At 68.5% G+C, this 18,493-nt stretch carries 17 protein-coding genes and 1 other RNA gene; 7 read left to right on the plus strand and 11 right to left on the minus strand.

The window, feature by feature from the left end:
- Positions 1-9: 9 nt before the first annotated feature.
- Positions 10-489: a methylglyoxal synthase gene (locus tag NFC98_RS00735; RefSeq protein WP_254276362.1), complete on the minus strand. Its 480-nt coding sequence runs from the start codon at positions 487-489 to the stop codon at positions 10-12.
- Positions 490-492: 3 nt separating this feature from the next.
- The gene (gene pyk, locus NFC98_RS00740) at positions 493-1,950 is read right to left on the minus strand and encodes a pyruvate kinase (protein ID WP_254276363.1); all 1,458 of its coding nucleotides are present in this window, start codon (positions 1,948-1,950) and stop codon (positions 493-495) included.
- Positions 1,951-2,302: 352 nt separating this feature from the next.
- Between pyk and gap the strand changes: the two genes are divergently transcribed.
- The gene (gene gap, locus NFC98_RS00745; protein ID WP_254276364.1) at positions 2,303-3,325 is read left to right on the plus strand and encodes a type I glyceraldehyde-3-phosphate dehydrogenase; all 1,023 of its coding nucleotides are present in this window, start codon (positions 2,303-2,305) and stop codon (positions 3,323-3,325) included.
- Between the two features lie 104 nt (positions 3,326-3,429).
- Here gap and NFC98_RS00750 read toward each other — a convergent pair whose 3' ends face one another.
- From NFC98_RS00750 to smpB, 6 genes are all read right to left on the minus strand, one after another.
- Positions 3,430-4,362 carry an alpha/beta fold hydrolase gene (locus NFC98_RS00750; RefSeq protein ID WP_254276365.1) on the minus strand — a complete coding sequence of 311 codons (933 nt, stop codon included), beginning with the start codon at positions 4,360-4,362 and terminating at the stop codon, positions 3,430-3,432.
- A 94-nt stretch (positions 4,363-4,456) separates the two neighbouring features.
- On the minus strand, positions 4,457-5,749 hold the full coding sequence (locus NFC98_RS00755) for an aspartate kinase (protein ID WP_254276366.1): 1,293 nt from the start codon (positions 5,747-5,749) through the stop codon (positions 4,457-4,459).
- Between the two features lie 152 nt (positions 5,750-5,901).
- The gene (gene nspC / locus NFC98_RS00760) at positions 5,902-7,068 is read right to left on the minus strand and encodes a carboxynorspermidine decarboxylase (RefSeq protein ID WP_254276367.1); all 1,167 of its coding nucleotides are present in this window, start codon (positions 7,066-7,068) and stop codon (positions 5,902-5,904) included.
- 3 nt (positions 7,069-7,071) lie between these two features.
- Positions 7,072-8,271: a saccharopine dehydrogenase family protein gene (locus NFC98_RS00765; protein ID WP_254276368.1), complete on the minus strand. Its 1,200-nt coding sequence runs from the start codon at positions 8,269-8,271 to the stop codon at positions 7,072-7,074.
- 322 nt (positions 8,272-8,593) lie between these two features.
- Positions 8,594-8,974: a transfer-messenger RNA gene (ssrA, locus tag NFC98_RS00770) on the minus strand.
- Positions 8,975-9,014: 40 nt separating this feature from the next.
- The gene (gene smpB, locus NFC98_RS00775) at positions 9,015-9,506 is read right to left on the minus strand and encodes an SsrA-binding protein SmpB (protein WP_183330934.1); all 492 of its coding nucleotides are present in this window, start codon (positions 9,504-9,506) and stop codon (positions 9,015-9,017) included.
- Between the two features lie 129 nt (positions 9,507-9,635).
- On the opposite strand from smpB, the gene NFC98_RS00780 reads away from it, so the two are divergent.
- Both NFC98_RS00780 and NFC98_RS00785 read left to right on the plus strand, forming a co-directional pair.
- Positions 9,636-10,070, plus strand: coding sequence for a type II toxin-antitoxin system RatA family toxin (locus NFC98_RS00780; protein WP_183330935.1), 435 nt, complete (start codon positions 9,636-9,638; stop codon positions 10,068-10,070).
- Positions 10,071-10,074: 4 nt separating this feature from the next.
- Complete coding sequence (locus NFC98_RS00785; protein ID WP_254276369.1) at positions 10,075-10,374, plus strand: RnfH family protein; 300 nt, start codon at positions 10,075-10,077, stop codon at positions 10,372-10,374.
- 49 nt (positions 10,375-10,423) lie between these two features.
- Here the strand turns inward: NFC98_RS00785 and NFC98_RS00790 are convergent, their stop codons facing one another.
- The gene (locus NFC98_RS00790) at positions 10,424-10,888 is read right to left on the minus strand and encodes an outer membrane protein assembly factor BamE (protein ID WP_254276370.1); all 465 of its coding nucleotides are present in this window, start codon (positions 10,886-10,888) and stop codon (positions 10,424-10,426) included.
- Between the two features lie 72 nt (positions 10,889-10,960).
- Between NFC98_RS00790 and fur the strand changes: the two genes are divergently transcribed.
- Positions 10,961-11,407: a ferric iron uptake transcriptional regulator gene (gene fur / locus NFC98_RS00795; protein WP_183330938.1), complete on the plus strand. Its 447-nt coding sequence runs from the start codon at positions 10,961-10,963 to the stop codon at positions 11,405-11,407.
- A 190-nt stretch (positions 11,408-11,597) separates the two neighbouring features.
- On the opposite strand, the gene recN is transcribed toward fur, so the two are convergent.
- A complete protein-coding gene (gene recN / locus NFC98_RS00800) occupies positions 11,598-13,271 on the minus strand; it encodes a DNA repair protein RecN (protein WP_254276371.1) in 1,674 nt (557 codons plus the stop codon).
- Positions 13,272-13,532: 261 nt separating this feature from the next.
- Here recN and grpE point away from each other — a divergent pair, with 261 nt between their 5' ends.
- The 3 genes from grpE (at position 13,533) to dnaJ (ending at position 17,454) form a co-directional block, all read left to right on the plus strand.
- Positions 13,533-14,150: a nucleotide exchange factor GrpE gene (grpE, locus tag NFC98_RS00805; RefSeq protein WP_183330940.1), complete on the plus strand. Its 618-nt coding sequence runs from the start codon at positions 13,533-13,535 to the stop codon at positions 14,148-14,150.
- 129 nt (positions 14,151-14,279) lie between these two features.
- Positions 14,280-16,211, plus strand: coding sequence for a molecular chaperone DnaK (gene dnaK, locus NFC98_RS00810; RefSeq protein WP_254276372.1), 1,932 nt, complete (start codon positions 14,280-14,282; stop codon positions 16,209-16,211).
- 91 nt (positions 16,212-16,302) lie between these two features.
- Positions 16,303-17,454, plus strand: a complete 1,152-nt coding sequence (gene dnaJ, locus NFC98_RS00815; RefSeq protein ID WP_254276373.1) for a molecular chaperone DnaJ — start codon at positions 16,303-16,305, stop codon at positions 17,452-17,454.
- Between the two features lie 77 nt (positions 17,455-17,531).
- On the opposite strand, the gene NFC98_RS00820 is transcribed toward dnaJ, so the two are convergent.
- A complete protein-coding gene (locus NFC98_RS00820; RefSeq protein WP_254276374.1) occupies positions 17,532-18,488 on the minus strand; it encodes an HNH endonuclease in 957 nt (318 codons plus the stop codon).
- Positions 18,489-18,493: the final 5 nt, after the last annotated feature.

Consider the following 18,493-nt stretch of genomic DNA (forward strand, 5'->3'; position numbering starts at 1 on the left):
GGGCGGCGCTCAGTCGCCGGCCCGCGCCTGGACCCAGGCCCCGGCATCGGGAATGGCCATCTCGTAGGCCTGGTCCAGCCACGGCGAGCTGATCAGGAAGTCGGCGCTCGCCGCATTGCAGGCCACCGGCACGTTCCACAGCGCGGCCAGGCGCAGCAGCGCCTTGACGTCGGGGTCGTGGGGCTGGGGCGCGAAGGGGTCCCAGAAGAAGATCAGCAGGTCGAGCCGCTGCTCGGTGATCAGGGCGCCGATCTGCTGGTCGCCTCCCAGGGGGCCGCTCATCAGTCCCTGGACCGGCAGCGACAGCGCCCTGGCCACGCGGCTGGCGGTGGTGCCGGTGCCGGTGAGCTCGTGTCGGGCCAGGGTGTCCCGCCAGGCGGCGGCCCACTCCAGCAGCTCCTCCTTCTTGCCGTCGTGGGCGATCAGCGCGATGCGCTTGCGTGCCGGCAGGGTGCGGCGCACGGAGCGCTGCGGGCGAGTCTCGGTCATTTCTCACACCTCGAGGATCTTCAGCGTGTTGGTACCGCCATGGGCGTTCATGTGGTCGCCCCGGGTCAGGATGACATGGTCGCCGGGTTCGGCGATGCCCTTCTCCACCAGCAGCGCCAGCGCCCGGTCGTTGAGCTCGGTGGGCGCCATGTCGCGGGTGTCGAAGGGCAGCGAGACCACCCCGCGGTAGAGCGCCATGCGCCGCTGGGCCACCGGGCTATGGGCCAGGCCGACGATAGGTAACCCCGAGCGGATGCGCGAGGCGATCAAGGGCGTGTAGCCGGTCGAGGTCATGCAGGCGATGGCGGCCACGCCTTCCAGGTGGTTGGCGGCGTACATCGCCGACAGCGCGATGGTCTCGTCGATCCGCGAGAAGCCCTCGTGGATGCGGTGGCCGGATTCCTGGGCGATCTTCTCGCGCTCGGCGCCCAGGCAGACCCGGTCCATGGCCTCGATGGTCTCCACCGGGAAGTCGCCGGCGGCGGTCTCGGCGGAGAGCATCACCGCGTCGGTGCCGTCGAGCACCGCGTTGGCCACGTCGAACACCTCGGCCCGGGTGGGCAGCGGCGACTCGATCATCGACTCCATCATCTGGGTGGCGGTGATCACCGCGCGATTCAGCGTGCGCGCGCGCTTGATGATGCGCTTCTGCATGCCGATCAGCTGGGCGTCGCCGATCTCCACGCCGAGATCGCCGCGGGCCACCATCACCGCCTCGGAGGCCTCGATGATGCCGTCCAGGGTGGCCGCGTCGGCCACCGCCTCGGCGCGCTCCAGCTTGGCCACCAGGCCGATCTCGGCGCCGGCCTCGCCGAGCAGCGCCCGGGCCTCGGCCATGTCGGCGGCCGTGCGCGGGAAGGAAACGGCGAGGTAGTCGACGCCGATCTCGACCGCGGTGGCGAGGTCGGCGCGGTCCTTGTCGGTGAGGGCCGGCGCCGAGAGGCCGCCGCCCTGCTTGTTGATGCCCTTGTTGTTGGAGAGCCGGCCGCCGACCACCACGGTGGTGTGGATCTCGCGGCCGCGAACGGCGGTGACGTCGAGCACCACCCGGCCGTCGTCGAGGAGCAGGCGGTCGCCCGGGGCGACGTCATCGATCAGCTGCCGGTAGTCGCAGCCGACCCGTTCCCAGGTGCCGGCAGTGCCGTCCAGGGCCATGTCGAGGATGAAGGGAGCGCCCTCGGCGAGTTCCACGGCGCCATCGGCGAAGCGGGCGATGCGGATCTTGGGGCCCTGGAGGTCGCCCAGGGCGGCCACACTCCTGCCCAGGCGGGCGGCGATCTCGCGGACACGGATCAGGCGCTGGCGGTGGTCGTCGGCCGAGCCGTGGGAGAAGTTGAGGCGCACCACGTCGACGCCGGCCGCGATCATCGCCTCCAGCACCCCTTCGCGGTCGCTGGCCGGGCCCAGGGTGGCGACGATCTTGGTGCGGCGGATGGGGGTGTGCAGCGGCTGTGTCGACATGATGGGTTCCTCCGGGAGGGGGGTGGTCGGTGGGGTCACGATAGCGCTTTTGAGGTAAGTTTACTACATGGCGCGATACCCCAGGCGGCGCCGGCGTGCCCCCGCAATCCGCAGTGTTGCAGCGCAAAATCGCCAGGGCTGTCAGTGGCTGGCAGGGGGCTGCCATGAGGTCGAAGCTCATTATGTTGTAAAGTTACTAAAAAAATCTTGAGTCCGAGGCTGCCTTGCGCCACATTGTGGGCACACGATGAGCCGCGGGCCTGTCGAGTCGGCATTCTCGATGCCGTCCCACCTCCGCCAGTCGGCTCACCCCGGGACCCACACGTCGCCACTGGAGCAAGAGGAAGAGGACATGACGCTCAAGATCGCCATCAACGGCTTCGGCCGCATCGGCCGCAACGTACTTCGCGCCCTTTACGAGAACGGCTACCGCCGGCGGATCCAGGTGGTGGCCATCAACGACCTGGGCGACCCGGCACTCAACGCCCACCTGCTGCGCCACGACACCGTGCACGGCCACTTCCCCTTCCCCGTGGCGCATGACGACGAGAGCCTCAGCGTGGACGGTGACCGCATCGCCATCCTCTCCGAGCGCGACCCGGCGGCGCTGCCCTGGGCGTCGCTGGGTGTCGATCAGGTGATGGAGTGCACCGGCCTGTTCACCAGGCGTGAGGCCGCGGCGAAGCACCTCGAGGCCGGCGCCGGGCGCGTGCTGATCTCCGCCCCGAGCCCCGATGCCGACGCCACCGTGGTCTATGGCGTCAACGAGGACGTGCTCAAGCCCGAGCACAAGGTGGTCTCCAACGCCTCCTGCACCACCAACTGCCTGGCGCCGGTGGCCCAGGCCCTGGATGCGGCGGTGGGCATCGAGAACGGCCTGATGACCACGGTTCACGCCTACACCAACGACCAGAACCTCTCCGACGTCTATCACAAGGATCCCTACCGGGCCCGCAGCGCCACGCACTCGATGATCCCCACCAAGACCGGCGCCGCCGCCGCGGTGGGCCTGGTGCTGCCGGGCCTGGCCGGCAAGTTCGATGGCCTGGCGGTCCGCGTGCCGGTGATCAACGTCTCGCTGGTCGACCTGGTCTTCACCGCCAGCCGCGACACCACCCGGGAGGAGATCAACGCCATCGTCGCCCGGGCCGCCGAGGCATCGCCGGTGCTGGCGGTCAACGCCCAGCCGCTGGTCTCCATCGACTTCAACCACGACGCCAACTCCTCCACCTTCGATGCCAACCACACCCGCGTGAACGGACGGCTGGTGAAGGTGATGGCCTGGTACGACAACGAGTGGGGCTTCTCCAACCGCATGCTGGACACTGCGCTGGCCATGCAGGCCGCTGCCGACGCCAAGCGCGACGCGGCCTGAGCCGCGCCTGCCCGGCCGGGTAGCTACGACGGGTCCGTTCGAGAAGCGGTCGTGACGAACGCCGGGGCGTGACCGCCCCGGCGTTCGCGTGTCTGGCGTGTCGGTCAGGCGTGCCGGGGGTGGTGCCGGTGGCGGCCCGGGGCGGCCGCGGGCAGCGCCTCCTGCGTCAGCCAGGCCAGGGCGATCGGCCAGAGGCTGTGGCGGAAACGGTCGTGGAAGAAGGCGAAGTGGCCGATCCGTTCGGCGTCGATCTCCTGCGGCGAGAGCCGCAGGTGGGTGCGCGCGCTCGAGGTGAAGTAGCCGAGCAGGCGCTCGATGGCCGGTTCGGTGCCGAAGGGGTCGTCGGTGACGCTGAGCGCCAGCAGCGGGGCGCGCAGCTGGCCGAATCGGGCCCGTCGCTCGGCCGCGAGACGGCGCCCGCGCGGCGAGCGGTGGCGGAAGCTCTGCTCGAAGCCGGGGCGCATGGTCGACCAGTCGAGCGCCACGCCGCGGGGAGTGTCCTCCATCCAGCCCAGGCGCTTGGCGGGCACGTAGCCCAGCGCCACGGCCAGCAGCGGCATCACCAGGTGCCACTTGAGCAGCATGCCGCGGCGCAGCTCGGGCCGGTAGTCGCGCCAGTAGGCGAACTGGGAGCCCATGGTGAAGGCCCGCCGCACCCGGCCATTGGAGGGCGCCAGGCCCAGGGCGAAACCGCCGATGGAGTGGGCCACCACGTCCAGGGGCTGCCCCGGGAACGCCGCCAGGGCGTGCCGCAGGGCGCCCTCGCAGTCCAGCTCGCCCCAGTCGTACCAGCTGGCCGGCAGGCGACGCAGCGAGGCGGGCGGGCGCGAGGCTCCGATGCCGCGGTAGTCGTAGGTGACCACGTCCATGCCGTGGGCATGCAGGTAGGCGGCGAAGCGATGGTAGTAGCGGCTGGCTACCGAGGTGGCCGGGTTGATCACCACCACCGGGCGCGACGGGTCCGCGTGCGCATGGCGCCATTCGTGGCCCTGCAGGCGAAAGCCATCGGCGGCCGGGAAGGTGATGGGCTGGGGCATGGGGCGAGTCCTGTCGGGGCGGTCACGGGTGGCCCGCTACCATCGCACAGGCGCGCCCCGCCGGCATTGGCACCTTCGGCGAAGCCGGCGGGCCTCAGTCCGGGATATGCCAGGTCTCGGGGCACTGGTCGCCGCGGAACAGCCGCTGGGCAGTACCGGCATTGCCCCGCTCGGCGAGCACCTCGCGCCCCTCGGCGAGGGCCTCGAGCAGCGCCGGGGTGGGGTGGCGAACGGTCAGCAGGGTGAGCCCCTCGTGGCGATCCAGCCGGTAGTCGGCGGCCAGCGAGTCGGCCAGCGGTTCGAGCTTCTCGGGCTTCGGGTCGACGCAGAGCCGCAGCCGCATTGCCTCGCTGTCGATCAGGTTGGCATGCAGGCCGACCTCGACGAGGCGGCCGAGGATGTCGTGCAGCCGGGCCTCGTCCATGAAGGCGAAGTCGCGAGGCGTGACCTCCAGCAGCACCTGGTCGTCGCGCAGGATCAGGGCGGGGTGACCGGCGTCGTGGCGCGTCTCGGCGTCGATGGTGCTGGACGGGGCGTCCGGCTCCAGGAAGGAGCGCACCGTCAGCGGGATCGCCTTCTGCTGGAGCGGGCCCAGGGTCTTGGGGTGGATCACCTTGGCGCCATGCCAGGCCAGCTCGACGGCCTCGGCATAGGAGAGGTGCGCCAGCGGCACGGCATTGTCGAAGCGCCGCGGGTCGGCGTTGAAGAGCCCCGGCACGTCCTTCCAGATCACCACCTCCTCGGCCCCCAGGCAGTGGGCGAGGATGGCCGCGCTGAAGTCTGAGCCCTCGCGTCCCAGGCTGCTCATGGCCCCCGTGGGCGTGGCGCCGATGAAGCCCTGGGTCAGCAGCAGCCGGCCGTCGTCCAGCGGCAGGTCCGCGACCCGGCGGGCGGTGGCTGCCCAGTCGACGTTGGCGGCCTGGTGGCAGGCGTCGGTGATGACCAGTTCGCGGGCATCGCACCAGGTGGTTGCCACGCCGGTCGCGTTGAGCCAGGCGGCGACGAGGGTGGTGGAGAGCAGCTCGCCGTAGCCGATGGTCTGGTCGTAGTGCAGGGGGTAGGAGGCGTCGCGGTACTGACGGTGCCGGGCGTCCAGCTCGTCGAACAGCGCGGCGACCCGTGCCGCCGGGCCCGCACCCTCGCCGAAGAGCTCGGTCATCACCGTGAGGTGGGCCTGGCGCAGGGCCTCGAGACGGCGGCGGTAGTCGGCCTCGTCACCCACTCGCGCCGCTGCGATCAGCGCCTCCAGGGCGTTGGTGGTCTTGCCCATGGCCGACACGACCACCACCAGCGGTCGGTCAGGGAAGCCGGCCAGCAGCTCCCCCAGGTGGCGGATGGCCGCGGCGTCCTGGATCGAGGCGCCGCCGAACTTGAAGACCCGGGTCATGGCAGTTCTCCCTGACAGCTGAGTGCAAACGCCACCTTGCGGGAAAATCGTGGGAGGAGAAAGGGGGGGGGAGTGAAGGGGGCGGTGGCCCCAACGGGAACAGGCACCCGAGGGTGCCTGTTCGATTCCGCCGTTCGCCTGCCGCGCAGGCGTCAGCTGAGCCGCTGCATGTAGTCCACGTAGCCGAAGGTCCTGACCGTGCGCACCTCGCGGTTCGCCTCGTCGATGCGGCAGATCGACGGCAGGCGGATGCCGTTGAAGGTGGTGGTCTTGACCATGGTGTAGTGGGCCATGTCGGTGAACACCAGGCGGTCGCCGATCTGCAGGGGCGCGTCGAAGGAGTAGTCGCCGATCACGTCGCCGGCGAGGCAGGTCATGCCCCCCAGGCGGTAGGTGTGGGCCTTCTCGCCCGGCTCGCCGCCGCCGATGATGTGCGGGCGGTAGGGCATCTCCAGCACGTCGGGCATGTGCGCCGTGGCGGAGGTGTCGAGGATGGCGATGGGGCCGTCATTGTCGACGATATCCAGCACGGAGCAGACCAGGTAGCCGGTGTTCAGCGCGATCGCCTCTCCCGGCTCCAGGTAGACGGTGAGGTGCGGATGGCGCTCCCGGAAGTCCCGGATCACCCGCACCAGCCGCTCGACGTCGTAGTCGTCCCGGGTGATATGGTGCCCGCCGCCGAAGTTGACCCACTTGAGGCCGGCCAGGTAGTGGCCGAAGCGCTCCTCGAAGGCCGCCAGGGTCGACTCCAGGTCGTCGCTGTTCTGCTCGCAGAGGGTGTGGAAGTGCAGCCCCTCGAGCCCCTCCATCACCTCGGAGTTGAGGTCACGCGCCCGGGTGCCGAGCCGCGAGCCCGGTGCGCAGGGATCATAGAGCGGCACCGAACCGGTGGAGTGCTCCGGGTTGACCCGCATGCCGCAGGAGACCCGGCGGGGCGCGCCCGCGATGGTCTCGCGGAAGCGTCGCCACTGGCCCGGGGAGTTGAAGCTGAGGTGGTCTGCATAGCGCAGCACCACCGCCATCTCCTCCTCGGTGAAGGCCGGCGAGTAGCAGTGCACCTCGCCGCCGAAGGTCTCCGCCCCCAGGCGCGCCTCGTCCTGGCCGCTTGACGTGGTGCCCACCAGGTACTGGCGCACCAGCGGGAAGGTATCCCACATGGCGAAGCCCTTCAGGGCCAGCAGGATGCGCGCACCGCTGCGCGCCTGGACCTGCCCCAGCAGCGCCAGGTTGCGGCGCAGTAGGGCGTCGTCCACCACATAGGCCGGTGAGGGGCAGGCCCGGACGTCGAAGTCCAGGCCCTGCTCGCGTGCGTTCGCCATGGCTCAGGCCAGGGGGTCGTGGTCGGGGTCGAGCTCGACCACCTGCCAGGGCAGCCCCATCTCGCCGATGCGGGCCATGAAGGGGTCGGGGTCGAGCTGCTCGACGTTGAACACGCCCGCGCCTTTCCAGATCCCTTCCAGCATCAGCATGGCGCCGGTCACCGCCGGCACGCCGGTGGTGTAGGAGATCGCCTGGGACTGGACCTCGGCGTAGCACGCCTCGTGGTCGCAGATGTTGTAGATGTACACCTTGCGACGCTTACCGTCCTTGATGCCGTCGGCGATGATGCCGATGTTGGTCTTGCCCTTGGTACGCGGGCCCAGCGATGCCGGGTCCGGCAGCACCGCCTTAAGGAACTCCAGCGGGGCGATCTCGGTGCCGTTCACCGTGATCGGCTCGATGCGGGTCATGCCGACGTTCTCGAGCACCTTCAGGTGGGTGATGTACTTGTCGGAGAAGGTCATCCAGAAGCGGATGCGCTCCAGGCCCTTGATGTTCTGGCTGAGGGACTCGAGCTCCTCGTGGTAGAGCAGGTAGATGTCCTTCTCGCCGATGCCGTCGAAGTCGAACTTGCGCTTCACTGCCAGCGGGTCGGTCTCCTTCCACTCGCCCTTCTCCCAGTAGCGACCCTTCGCGGTGATCTCGCGAATGTTGATCTCCGGGTTGAAGTTGGTGGCGAAGGGGTAGCCGTGGTCGCCGCCGTTGGCATCCAGGATGTCGATGCGGTGGATCTCGTCGAACAGGTTCTTCTGGGCGTAGGCGCAGTAGATATTGGTCATGCCCGGGTCGAAGCCGCAGCCCAGGGTGGCCATGTTGCCGGCCTCCTTGTAGCGCTCCTGGAATGCCCACTGCTCCTTGTACTCGAACTTCGCCTCGTCGGGGTGCTCGTAGTTGGCGGTGTCCAGGTAGGGCACGCCGGTCTTCAGGCAGGCCTCCATGATGGTCAGGTCCTGATAGGGCAGGGCCACGTGGATCAGCACGTCGGGCTTGAAGGACTCGATCAGCGCGACCAGGTCATCGACGCTGTCGGCGTCCACCTGGGCGGTCTGGATCGGGCGATCCAGCTGGGCGGCGATCGCCTTGCACTTCGCCTCGTTGCGGCTGGCCAGCAGGATCTCGCTGAAGACCTCGGGATGCTGGGCGCACTTGTGGGTAACGACGCCGCCGACGCCGCCGGCGCCGATAATCAGGACTTTGCTCATGGGGGTTCGAATCCAGATCGGGAAATGTCAACAGTGGTAGGGTCTTATCGGTAGTGAAGCGCCTCGGCGCCCCCGACCCGATGCCACCCCGGTCTTGGCCTCGCCCGGCTCCCCGCAGGGGGGTGACGAGTGGGCGCTGATAATGGCGTCCCCTGAGGCTGGTATCAAGTGCTTTTCGCGTCAAGCGTAAGACGAAGGTCGCAGGGGTGGCTCGCGTTGGACGTTGGTGGCCCGGGAGATGGGGAGTGGGTGGGGGCACCACCGGGGTCGCAAACGGCCAGAAACGAAAAAAGCACCCGTAGGTGCTTGATTCGTATGGAGTTGGTGGAGGCGGCGGGAATTGAACCCGCGTCCGCCAGCACGCGCCCATTGGCTCTACATGCTTAGATTCCGTCTTTTGATTTAACGCCTCTGGCTCCGACGGTCAGGATCCAGCGACGCGATTCCTCTTAGATTTAACGACCGGCATGAGGACGCTACCGATCGCGATCCCATCATTCTTGGCTCGTATCCCCTCCGTGATGAATGGGCACATCACTTCGGGGCCGGACTAGAAGCTAGCAGTCTTTAAGCTGCCAGCGCGCCCTGAGCGTAGTTGTCGTCGTTTGCGACTATTTAGTCGTGATGTTGGATTTACGAGATACATCACGCTCTCGGCATGCACCGCAGGGGTTGTCACCGGCGTCGAAACCATGTCGCCCCCATAGCGATCATCCTAACAGGATGTTCAGTTCTGTGACACCTCAGGCACGGTTTTGTTCCCGCATCACGCGACCCTTCTGGCGCTGCCAGTCGCGGTCCTTCTCGGTGGCGCGCTTGTCGTGCAGCTTCTTGCCCGTCACCAGGGCCAGCTCGCACTTCACCCGGTTGCCCTTCCAGTAGAGCTTCAGCGGCACGCAGGTGTGCCCCTTGTCCTGGGTCCGCGAGAAGATCTTGGCGATCTCCTTCTTGTGCAGCAGCAGCTTGCGGGTGCGGATCGGGTCGGCGACCTCGTGGGTGCTGGCGGTGTTGAGCGGCATGATGTGGCTGCCCAGCAGCCAGGCCTCGCCGTTCTTGACCAGGATGTAGGTGTCGGTCAGCTGCGCCTTGCCGGCGCGCAGGCTCTTCACCTCCCAGCCGGACAGCACCAGGCCCGCCTCGAAGGTCTCGTCGATGTGGTACTCGAAGCGAGCCTTCTTGTTCTGGGCGATGACGTTGCTGCCGGGACCCTTTCCCTTGCCTTTCTTGTTGGCCATGAAACCTCGTATCTTGATCGTGCCCGTGGCGGCTGCCCCTTCGATATGGGGGGAAGCGTGGTACCATTCAAGGCCTGGAACAACGGCTCATGATACGCCCTGGGCACTGTGAAGTCAGCGGAGAGCTCAATGCCAACGGTCAACCGAACCGCCATGGTGCGGCACACCCCCCAGGACATGTTCGATCTGGTCAACGATTTCGAGCGCTATCCGGAGTTCCTGCCGGGCTGCCGTCGCGCCCGCCTGGTGGAGCGTGACGACTCGCACCTGATCGGCGAGATGACCCTGGGCCGTGCCGGCATCGAGCAGAGCATCATGACCCGCAACGACCTGATCGAGCCCGAGCGCATCGAGATGTCGCTGGTCAGCGGCCCCTTCAAGCGGCTACGCGGGCGCTGGATGTTCATCCCCATGGGCGAGAACGCCTGCAAGGTGTGCCTGGAGATGGAGTTCGAGTTCGCCAACCGCCTGCTGGGCATGGCCTTCGGCAAGCTCTTCCAGCAGGTCGCGGGCCAGCTGGTCGATTCGTTCACCCGCCGGGCCGACCAGCTCTATGGCCGCTAGCGGAATGTCACGCCTCGAGGTGGAGGTGGCCTTCGCACTGCCCGACCGGCAGCGCATCGTCAGCCTGACGGTCCCCGAGGGCACCACCGCGCGCCAGGCGGTGGCGCTGGCCGGGCTGGAACAGCACTTCCCCGAGTGCCCGCCGGCGACCTTCGCCGAGGCGGACCTGGGCATCTTCGGGCGGCGGCTGCGCGACCCGGAGGGCCAGCGGCTGCGCGCCGGGGATCGCGTCGAGGTCTACCGGCCGCTGGAGATCGATCCCAAGGCGGCGCGAGCCGCCCGCGCCGCCCGCGAGAAACGCTGACGCCCCGCCCGGCAGGTGCCGGTGCGGGGCGTCCAGGCATGGGGGCGGCTCAGAAGTCGCTGGAGGTCTCGCCCCCCTGGGGCACGGTGCCGCCAGCGTCCGGTTGGGGCTGCTGCGGCATGCCATCGAGGGGGTCGCTGCCCTCCACCCGGGGGCCGACGCTCTCGGTCGGGCGCAGCTCGATGTCCTGGCTCAGGTCCCCCTCCCGCTGGATATCCATCAGGCGGTTGCCCGCGAAGGTCAGGGTGACCCGGCGGCGCTCCACCTCGCCATAGGCCTCGTCCAGCCGGAAGATGTAGTCCCACTGGCTGGAGTCGAAGGGCGCCTCGAGCAGCGGCCGGCCCATCAGGTAGACCACCTCATCGCGGCTCATGCCGGGGCGCAGCTGGTCCACCATGTCGGCGGTCACCAGGTTGCCCTGGGGGATGTCGCGCTTGTAGACCCCGAAGTAGCTGCAGCCGCTGGCCATCAGCAGGGCGGCAGAAAGGGTGACGATTCTGGTCAGCTTTTGCATTTGCGCCTGTTCTTCACTATCGTGGTTTCGGTCGATCATACCCGACCCTACCCGATACTGCGAAGAGCGACCATGGCCGACCAGAACCATGAACTACGCAAGGCCGGTCTGAAGGTGACCCTGCCGCGCGTGAAGATCCTGCAGATCCTCGAGAACGCCCAGGGCGAGCATCACCTGAGCGCCGAGGATGTCTACAAGACCCTGCTGGACGCCGGAGAGGACGTGGGCCTCGCCACCGTCTACCGGGTGCTGACCCAGTTCGAATCGGCGGGCCTCGTGGTGCGCCACAACTTCGACGGCGGCCACGCGGTCTTCGAGATCTCCCAGGAGGAGCACCACGACCACATGGTGTGCCTCGACAGCGGCGAGATCATCGAGTTCTTCGACGAGACCATCGAGCGGCGCCAGCAGGAGATCGCCGAGGAGCACGGCTACGAGCTGGTGGACCATGCCCTGGTGCTCTACGTGCGCCCCCGTGGCTCCAATGCCACCCGCCAGGATGGCGCCCCCCGCAAGTAGTCGTCCCGCGCGAACGCTGCCCTTCCCGGCCGACGGCCCCGATCATTGATCGGGGCCGTCGGCGTTTGTGGGGGGGAATGGATAGCGGTTAGAAAGGCTGTCCCCCTCAGTGGTGGGGACGCTGGCTGGCGTCGAGCCTCTCCCGGGCATGGGCCGGTGGTATGGAGAGTGGTCCGAGAGGCTGTCGCGCTCAGTGGTGGGGACGCTGGCTGGCGTCGAGCATCTCCCGGGCATGGGCCAGGGTCCTGTCCGAGAGGTTGACGCCGCCCAGCATGCGGGCCAGCTCGCCGACCCGGCCGGCCTCGTCGAGCAGCGCCATGCGCGTCAGGGTGGTGTCGCGCCCGGCCTGCTTCTCGATATGCAGGTGCTGGTGGGCCTGGGCGGCCACCTGGGGCAGGTGGGTCACGGTCATCACCTGGCCCTGCTCGCCCAGCCGGCGCAGCAGCTGGCCGACGATCTCGGCGGTGGCCCCGGAGACCCCCACGTCCACTTCGTCGAACACCAGGCTGGGAATGGTGGAGTGGCGGGCGGCCACCACCTGGATCGCCAGGCTGATCCGCGACAGCTCGCCACCGGAGGCGACCCGGGCCAGCGGCCGCGGCGGCTGCCCCGGGTTGGCGCTGATCAGGAAGCGCAGGGCCTCCAGGCCCTCCGCTGCCGGGGTCTCCCGGGCCTCGATCTCCACCTCGAAGCGGGCCTTGCCCATGGCCAGGAAGGCGAGCTGCTCCTGAACGGCCTTGCCGAAGCGCCGGGCCGCCTGGCGTCGCGCCTCGCCCACGCGCCGCGCCTGCTCCTTCCAGCGTTCGCGCAGGGTGTCGACCTCGGCGGAGAGCGCCTCGAGGTCCTGGTCGCCCGCCTCGAGCCCCGCCAGCTCGGCCTGCAGGGCGCGGTGCCGTTCGGTGAGCTCCTCGGGCATCACATGGTGCTTGCGAGCCAGCCGATGTACCTCGCCCAGGCGCTCCTCCACCCAGGCCAGCCGCTCCGGGTCGAGCTCGGTGCCGGCGGCGAAGTGGTTGAGCTCCCGGGCCGCCTCCTCGACCTGGATGCGTGCCTCGCCGAGCATTGCCAGGGACTCGGCCAGGCTGCCGCGGTCGCTTCCCGGCAGCGTCGAGAGGCGGTTGATCGCCTGGGTCAGCAGGGTGACGGCGCCGCCCTCGTCGTTGTCGCAGCACTCGGCGGCGAACTGCGCCTCGCGCAGGCGCTCCTCGGCGTGGGCCAGCTCCTCCTGCTCCTCCTCCAGCCCCTTCAGCTCGCCCTCGGCCAGGGCCAGCTGGTCCAGCTCCTCGACCTGGTAGCGCACCAGCTGGCGGCGCGCCGCCAGCTCGTCGCCGTCCTCGGCCAGGCGCCTGAGCCGGCGCCGCGCCGCCTGCCAGCCGCGGAAGGTCCCGGCCATCTCGCCCACCGCCTCGCGGTGCCCGGCGAAGTCGTCGAGCAGGCGCAGGTGGGTCTCCTCGCGCAGCAGCGCCTGGTGGGCGTGCTGGCCGTGGATCTCGACCAGCCGTTCGCCCAGCGCCTTGAGGTCGGCGATGGTGGCGGGCTGGCCGTTGATCCACGCCCGGGAGCGACCGGCCGCGGTGACCACCCGGCGCAGCAGGCAGTCGTCGGCGGGCAGCTCGCGGGCCTCGAGCCAGGCGCGCGCCTCTGGCAGCTGGCGGATGTCGAAGCGAGCCGAGAGGTCGGCGCGCTCGGCGCCATGGCGCACGCTGCCGGTGTCGGCGCGCTCGCCCAGGCAGAGCCCCAGGGCGCCGAGCAGGATCGACTTGCCGGCACCGGTCTCGCCGGTGATGGCGGTCATGCCGCCGGCGAGCTCCAGCTCGAGGTGGTCGACGATGGCGAAGTCACGAATGGCGAGTTCAGTCAGCATGACGCCTCCCGGGGGCTGTGCCGGCCTCGCACCGCGGCAGCCGGCAGACTACTGGTCATTCATCCATTATGTGTGCGTTTATACAGTAGTCGAGGATGGCCAACAATGCACGGTTCGTCGCCTCCCTCTCGCTTCCCGCCTTGAGTTCGCCACAGCCAGCCCCATATACCCCGCAGCACCGAGTCAACCCGACCGTCTTGTCTGCCGGTGGCCAGGGGCCGCCGCACCCGTTTTTTCAGCCAACCGCTTCAGGAGAGACCCATGGCCAAAGACCCCCAGACCCCGCTGGACGAGGAACTCGCCCGCCAGGAGCAGGACGCCGACCCGCAGCCGGCCGAGGGTGAGCTGGAGGAAGCCGTCGAGGCGGCCGAGCAGGCCGAGGCCGTGAGCGACGGCGTCGACAACCCGGAGGCCGAGGTGCTGGCGGCTCGCGTCGAGGAGCTCGAGCAGAGCGTGGCCGAGGCCAAGGACCAGGCGCTGCGTGCCGCCGCCGAGGCGCAGAACGTGCGCCGGCGCGCCGAGCAGGAGGCCGAGAAGGCCCGCAAGTTCGCCCTGGAGAAGTTCGTCAAGGAGCTGCTTCCGGTGGTGGACAGCCTGGAGAAGGCGCTGGAGGCCATGGCCGACGAGGCCACCGAGGCCCATCGCGAGGGCGTCTCCATGACCCTGAAGATGCAGCAGGACGTGCTGGCCAAGTTCGGCGTCGAGGTGGTGGAGCCCGCCGGCGAGCCCTTCGACCCGCAGTTCCACGAGGCCATGGCCATGGTGCCCAACCCGGAGATGGAGCCCAACACCGTCATGGAAGTGATGCAGAAGGGCTACCTGCTCAACGGCCGCCTGGTCCGCCCGGCCATGGTGGTGGTCAGCCAGGCCGCCGGCTGACGCGGGGCAACAAATCCGTGCCGCGGGGCTTGAAAAGCGTCATGCGGCCCCCAGATAGACGACAACTCCGCGGCGCACGCCGCAGAACACGACTCTCAGATTCATTGCAACGACTTTCGAGGATTTCCTATGGGACGCATCATCGGTATTGACCTGGGGACCACCAACTCCTGTGTTGCCGTGCTCGACGGCGACAGCGCCAAGGTGATCGAGAACGCCGAGGGCGCACGCACCACGCCGTCCATCATCGCCTACACCGATGATGGCGAGACCCTGGTGGGTCAGGCGGCCAAGCGCCAGGCGGTCACCAACCCGCAGAACACCCTCTACGCCATCAAGCGCCTGATCGGCCGTCGCTTCAAGGACGACGTCGTCCAGAAGGACATCAAGATGGTGCCCTACACCATCACCGAGGCCGACAACGGCGACGCCTGGGTGGAAGTGAAGGGCAAGAAGCTGGCACCGCCGCAGGTCAGCGCCGAAGTGCTGAAGAAGATGAAGAAGACCGCGGAAGACTATCTGGGTGAGGAGGTCACCGAGGCGGTCATCACCGTGCCGGCCTACTTCAACGACAGCCAGCGCCAGGCCACCAAGGATGCCGGCCGCATCGCCGGCCTCGAGGTCAAGCGCATCATCAACGAGCCCACCGCGGCGGCCCTGGCCTACGGCATGGACAAGTCCCGCGGCGACAAGACCATCGCGGTCTACGATCTGGGCGGCGGCACCTTCGACATCTCCATCATCGAGGTGGCGGACGTCGACGGCGAGACCCAGTTCGAGGTGCTGGCCACCAACGGCGACACCTTCCTGGGTGGCGAAGACTTCGACATGCACCTGATCAACTACCTGGTCGATCAGTTCAAGTCGGACAGCGGCATCGACCTCTCCGGCGACAACCTGGCCATGCAGCGCCTCAAGGAAGCCGCCGAGAAGGCCAAGATCGAGCTCTCCAGCGCCCAGCAGACCGACGTCAACCTGCCCTACATCACGGCGGACAACACCGGTCCCAAGCACCTCAACGTCAAGGTGACCCGGGCCAAGCTGGAGTCGCTGGTGGAGGACCTGGTCAAGCGCTCCCTCGATCCGTGCAAGATCGCCCTGAAGGATGCCGGCCTCTCCGCCTCCGAGATCGACGATGTGATCCTGGTCGGCGGCCAGACCCGCATGCCGATGGTGCAGAAGAGCGTGGCCGACTTCTTCGGCAAGGAGGCGCGCAAGGACGTCAACCCGGACGAGGCCGTGGCCGTGGGTGCCGCCATCCAGGGCGGCGTGCTGGGCGGTGACGTCAAGGACGTGCTGCTGCTCGACGTCACCCCGCTGACCCTGGGCATCGAGACCCTGGGCGGCGTGATGACCCCGCTGATCGAGAAGAACACCACCATTCCGACCAAGAAGACCCAGACCTTCTCGACCGCGGATGACAACCAGACCGCCGTGACCATCCACGTGCTGCAGGGCGAGCGCAAGCAGGCGGGCGGCAACAAGTCGCTGGGCCGCTTCGACCTGGCCGACATCCCGCCGGCACCGCGCGGCGTGCCGCAGATCGAGGTCGCCTTCGACCTGGACGCCAACGGCATCCTCAACGTGTCCGCCAAGGACAAGGCCACCGGCAAGGAGCAGTCCATCGTCATCAAGGCCTCCAGCGGCCTCTCCGACGACGAGATCGAGCAGATGGTCCGCGATGCCGAGGCCCACGCCGACGAGGACAAGAAGTTCGAGGAGCTGGTGCAGCTGCGCAACCAGGCCGACGGCATGATCCACGCCGCCCGCAAGACCGTCGAGGAGGCCGGCGACAAGGCCAGCGACGAGGAGAAGCAGGCCATCGAGAGCGCCGCCAAGGAGCTCGAGGAGGCCATCAAGGGCGACGACAAGGACGACATCCAGGCCAAGCTGGACAAGCTGACCGAGGCGTCCGGCAACCTGGCCCAGAAGATGTACGCCGAGCAGGCCGACGCGGCCCAGCAGGGCGGTGGCGAGGCCGGCGACGCCGGCGCCAAGCAGGAAGATGACGTGGTCGATGCCGAGTATGAAGAAGTCAACGACGACCAGAAAAAGCAGTAAACCACGCATCTGAACCACGGATGACGCCAGCGCGGGGGCCAGACTCCCGCGTTGGTGTTTCCGCGGTACCGCGACGGAGGCGGACCGATCCATGTCCAAACGTGATTATTACGAGGTGCTGGGCGTAGAGCGCGGGGCCGATCAGAAAGAGATCAAGAAGGCCTACCGACGCCTGGCCCAGAAGTATCATCCCGACCGCAACCCCGACGACGAGAGCTCGGCGGAGAAGTTCCGCGAGGTCTCCGAGGCCTACGAGGTGCTCAGCGACGGCGAGAAGCGCGCCGCCTATGACCAGTTCGGCCATGCCGGCGTGGACGGCCAGGCCGGCGGCTTCGGCGGTGGCGGCTTCGGAGGCGCCGGCCCCGGGGGCTTCAGCGACATCTTCGGCGATGTCTTCGGCGACATCTTCGGCGGGGGCGGCGGGCGCCGCAATCCCAACGCCCCGGCCCGCGGCAGCGACCTGCGCTACAACCTCGAGCTCGACCTCGAGAGCGCGGTGGCCGGCACCACCGTGGATATCCGCGTGCCGCGCCACGTGGAGTGCGAACGCTGCGACGGCGGCGGTGCCGAGCCGGGCTCCAGCAAGGAGACCTGTCCGACCTGTGCCGGCCATGGCCAGGTGCGCATGCAGCAGGGCTTCTTCGCCGTGCAGCAGACCTGCCCGACCTGCCACGGCTCCGGGCAGCACATCAAGGTGCCCTGCCACAAGTGCAACGGCGAGGGCCGCGTGCGCGAGACCCGCACCCTGTCGGTGAAGATCCCGGCCGGGGTGGATACCGGCGACCGCATTCGCCTCAACGGCGAGGGCGAGGCCGGCCTCAACGGCGGGCCGCCCGGGGACCTCTATGTCCAGGTGGCGATCAAGCCGCACCACATCTTCCAGCGCGACGGCCGCCACCTGCAGTGCGAGGTGCCGATCAACTTCGTCGACGCCGCCCTGGGTGGCGAGCTGGAGGTGCCGACCCTGGACGGCCGGGTCAAGCTGAAGATCCCGCCGGAGACCCAGACCGGCAAGCTCTTCCGCCTGCGCGGCAAGGGCGTCAAGCCGGTGCGCGGCGGCCCCGCCGGCGACCTGCTGTGCAAGGTGGTGGTGGAGACCCCGGTGAAGCTCAACGAGGATCAGAAGGAGCTGCTGCGCCAGTTCCAGGACAGTCTCGGCGGCACCAACAGCGCCCACCACTCGCCCAAGAAGAGCGGCTTCTTCGACGGCGTGAAGAAGTTCTTCGAGGACATGAAGCCGTAAGTGGCATCGTGCCTCGTTTAGACAGACCGGGCCCCGGCATCGTGAGATGCCGGGGCCCGGTTGCATCCATGGCAGCCTCAGCGCTGCAGGTGGTCCAGCCGCCAGGCCAGGGCGTCGCGATCCGGTTGCCAGCGCGGATCCCGGGGCAGCACCAGCGGCTGGCCGTCCAGCTCGCATAGCCAGCGGTTGTCGGGCACCAGGGCGTCCACCGCCGGGCTGACGTGCCATCGGTGGTCAGGGCCAGGGGCGATCAGCCGGCTGTCCATGGCCCAGTGCAGGTTGGGCGTCAGCGCGATGCCATTCATCGGGCGGTCGTCCTGGCTCTCGGCGAAGGGCACCAGGTGGGCGGCCTCCACCAGGTAACGGTAGTCGGGGGTGATATAGCGCAGCCGGCTCGCCGCGCAGCGGTAGTCGTAGGCGTCCAGCACCAGCGAGCGAAAGGCGGCGGAGCGGGCCTTTTCCTGCTGGGGTGAGCCGGGTCTTGAGCCCTTGAGCTGCTCTGGTGCCTTCTCGTAGGTGCCACTGGCAAAGGCCTCTTCCAGGTAGTCATGCAGTCGTGCCTGCCGCTCTGCGCTGGACGTGAAATGGCGGGCGATGATCAGTGTGGCGGCTTCTCGGGCTGAGGTCTCCTGTTCCAGCAAGGCATAGAGCGCCGGGTGAAGCCGGGCGGTGGTAAAGCGCTTGAGCAGCTGATCGAGAGACTTGGGGGCTCCCAGCTGGTCGATGACCGCGTTCAGTGCCTCCGAGAGCACGGGCTGCCAGAGAGTCCCACCTTCATCATCGGGGCCCTTGTCGCTGGCGAGGAACCAGAGAGGGAGCCAGGGGCGTGCATGCTCCCGTTTGCCGGCGGCAAGCTCGTACAGGTCGTGATAGCGGGCAAGCAGCCGATCGTCTATGGCGACCCGGGGCGAGGCGATATGCCCCGCCTGGATCTCGCAGATGATGGCCAGCAGCAGGCAGGGCTTGTTGGGGGCCGGCTTTCCCTTGCTATGCCCGACCCTCAGCCGTGTCAGGCAGCCAAGTGTCTCCTCCATGGCGA

The organism is Halomonas sp. 3H, assembly GCF_024206005.1.
Lineage (GTDB): Bacteria > Pseudomonadota > Gammaproteobacteria > Pseudomonadales > Halomonadaceae > Halomonas > Halomonas campaniensis.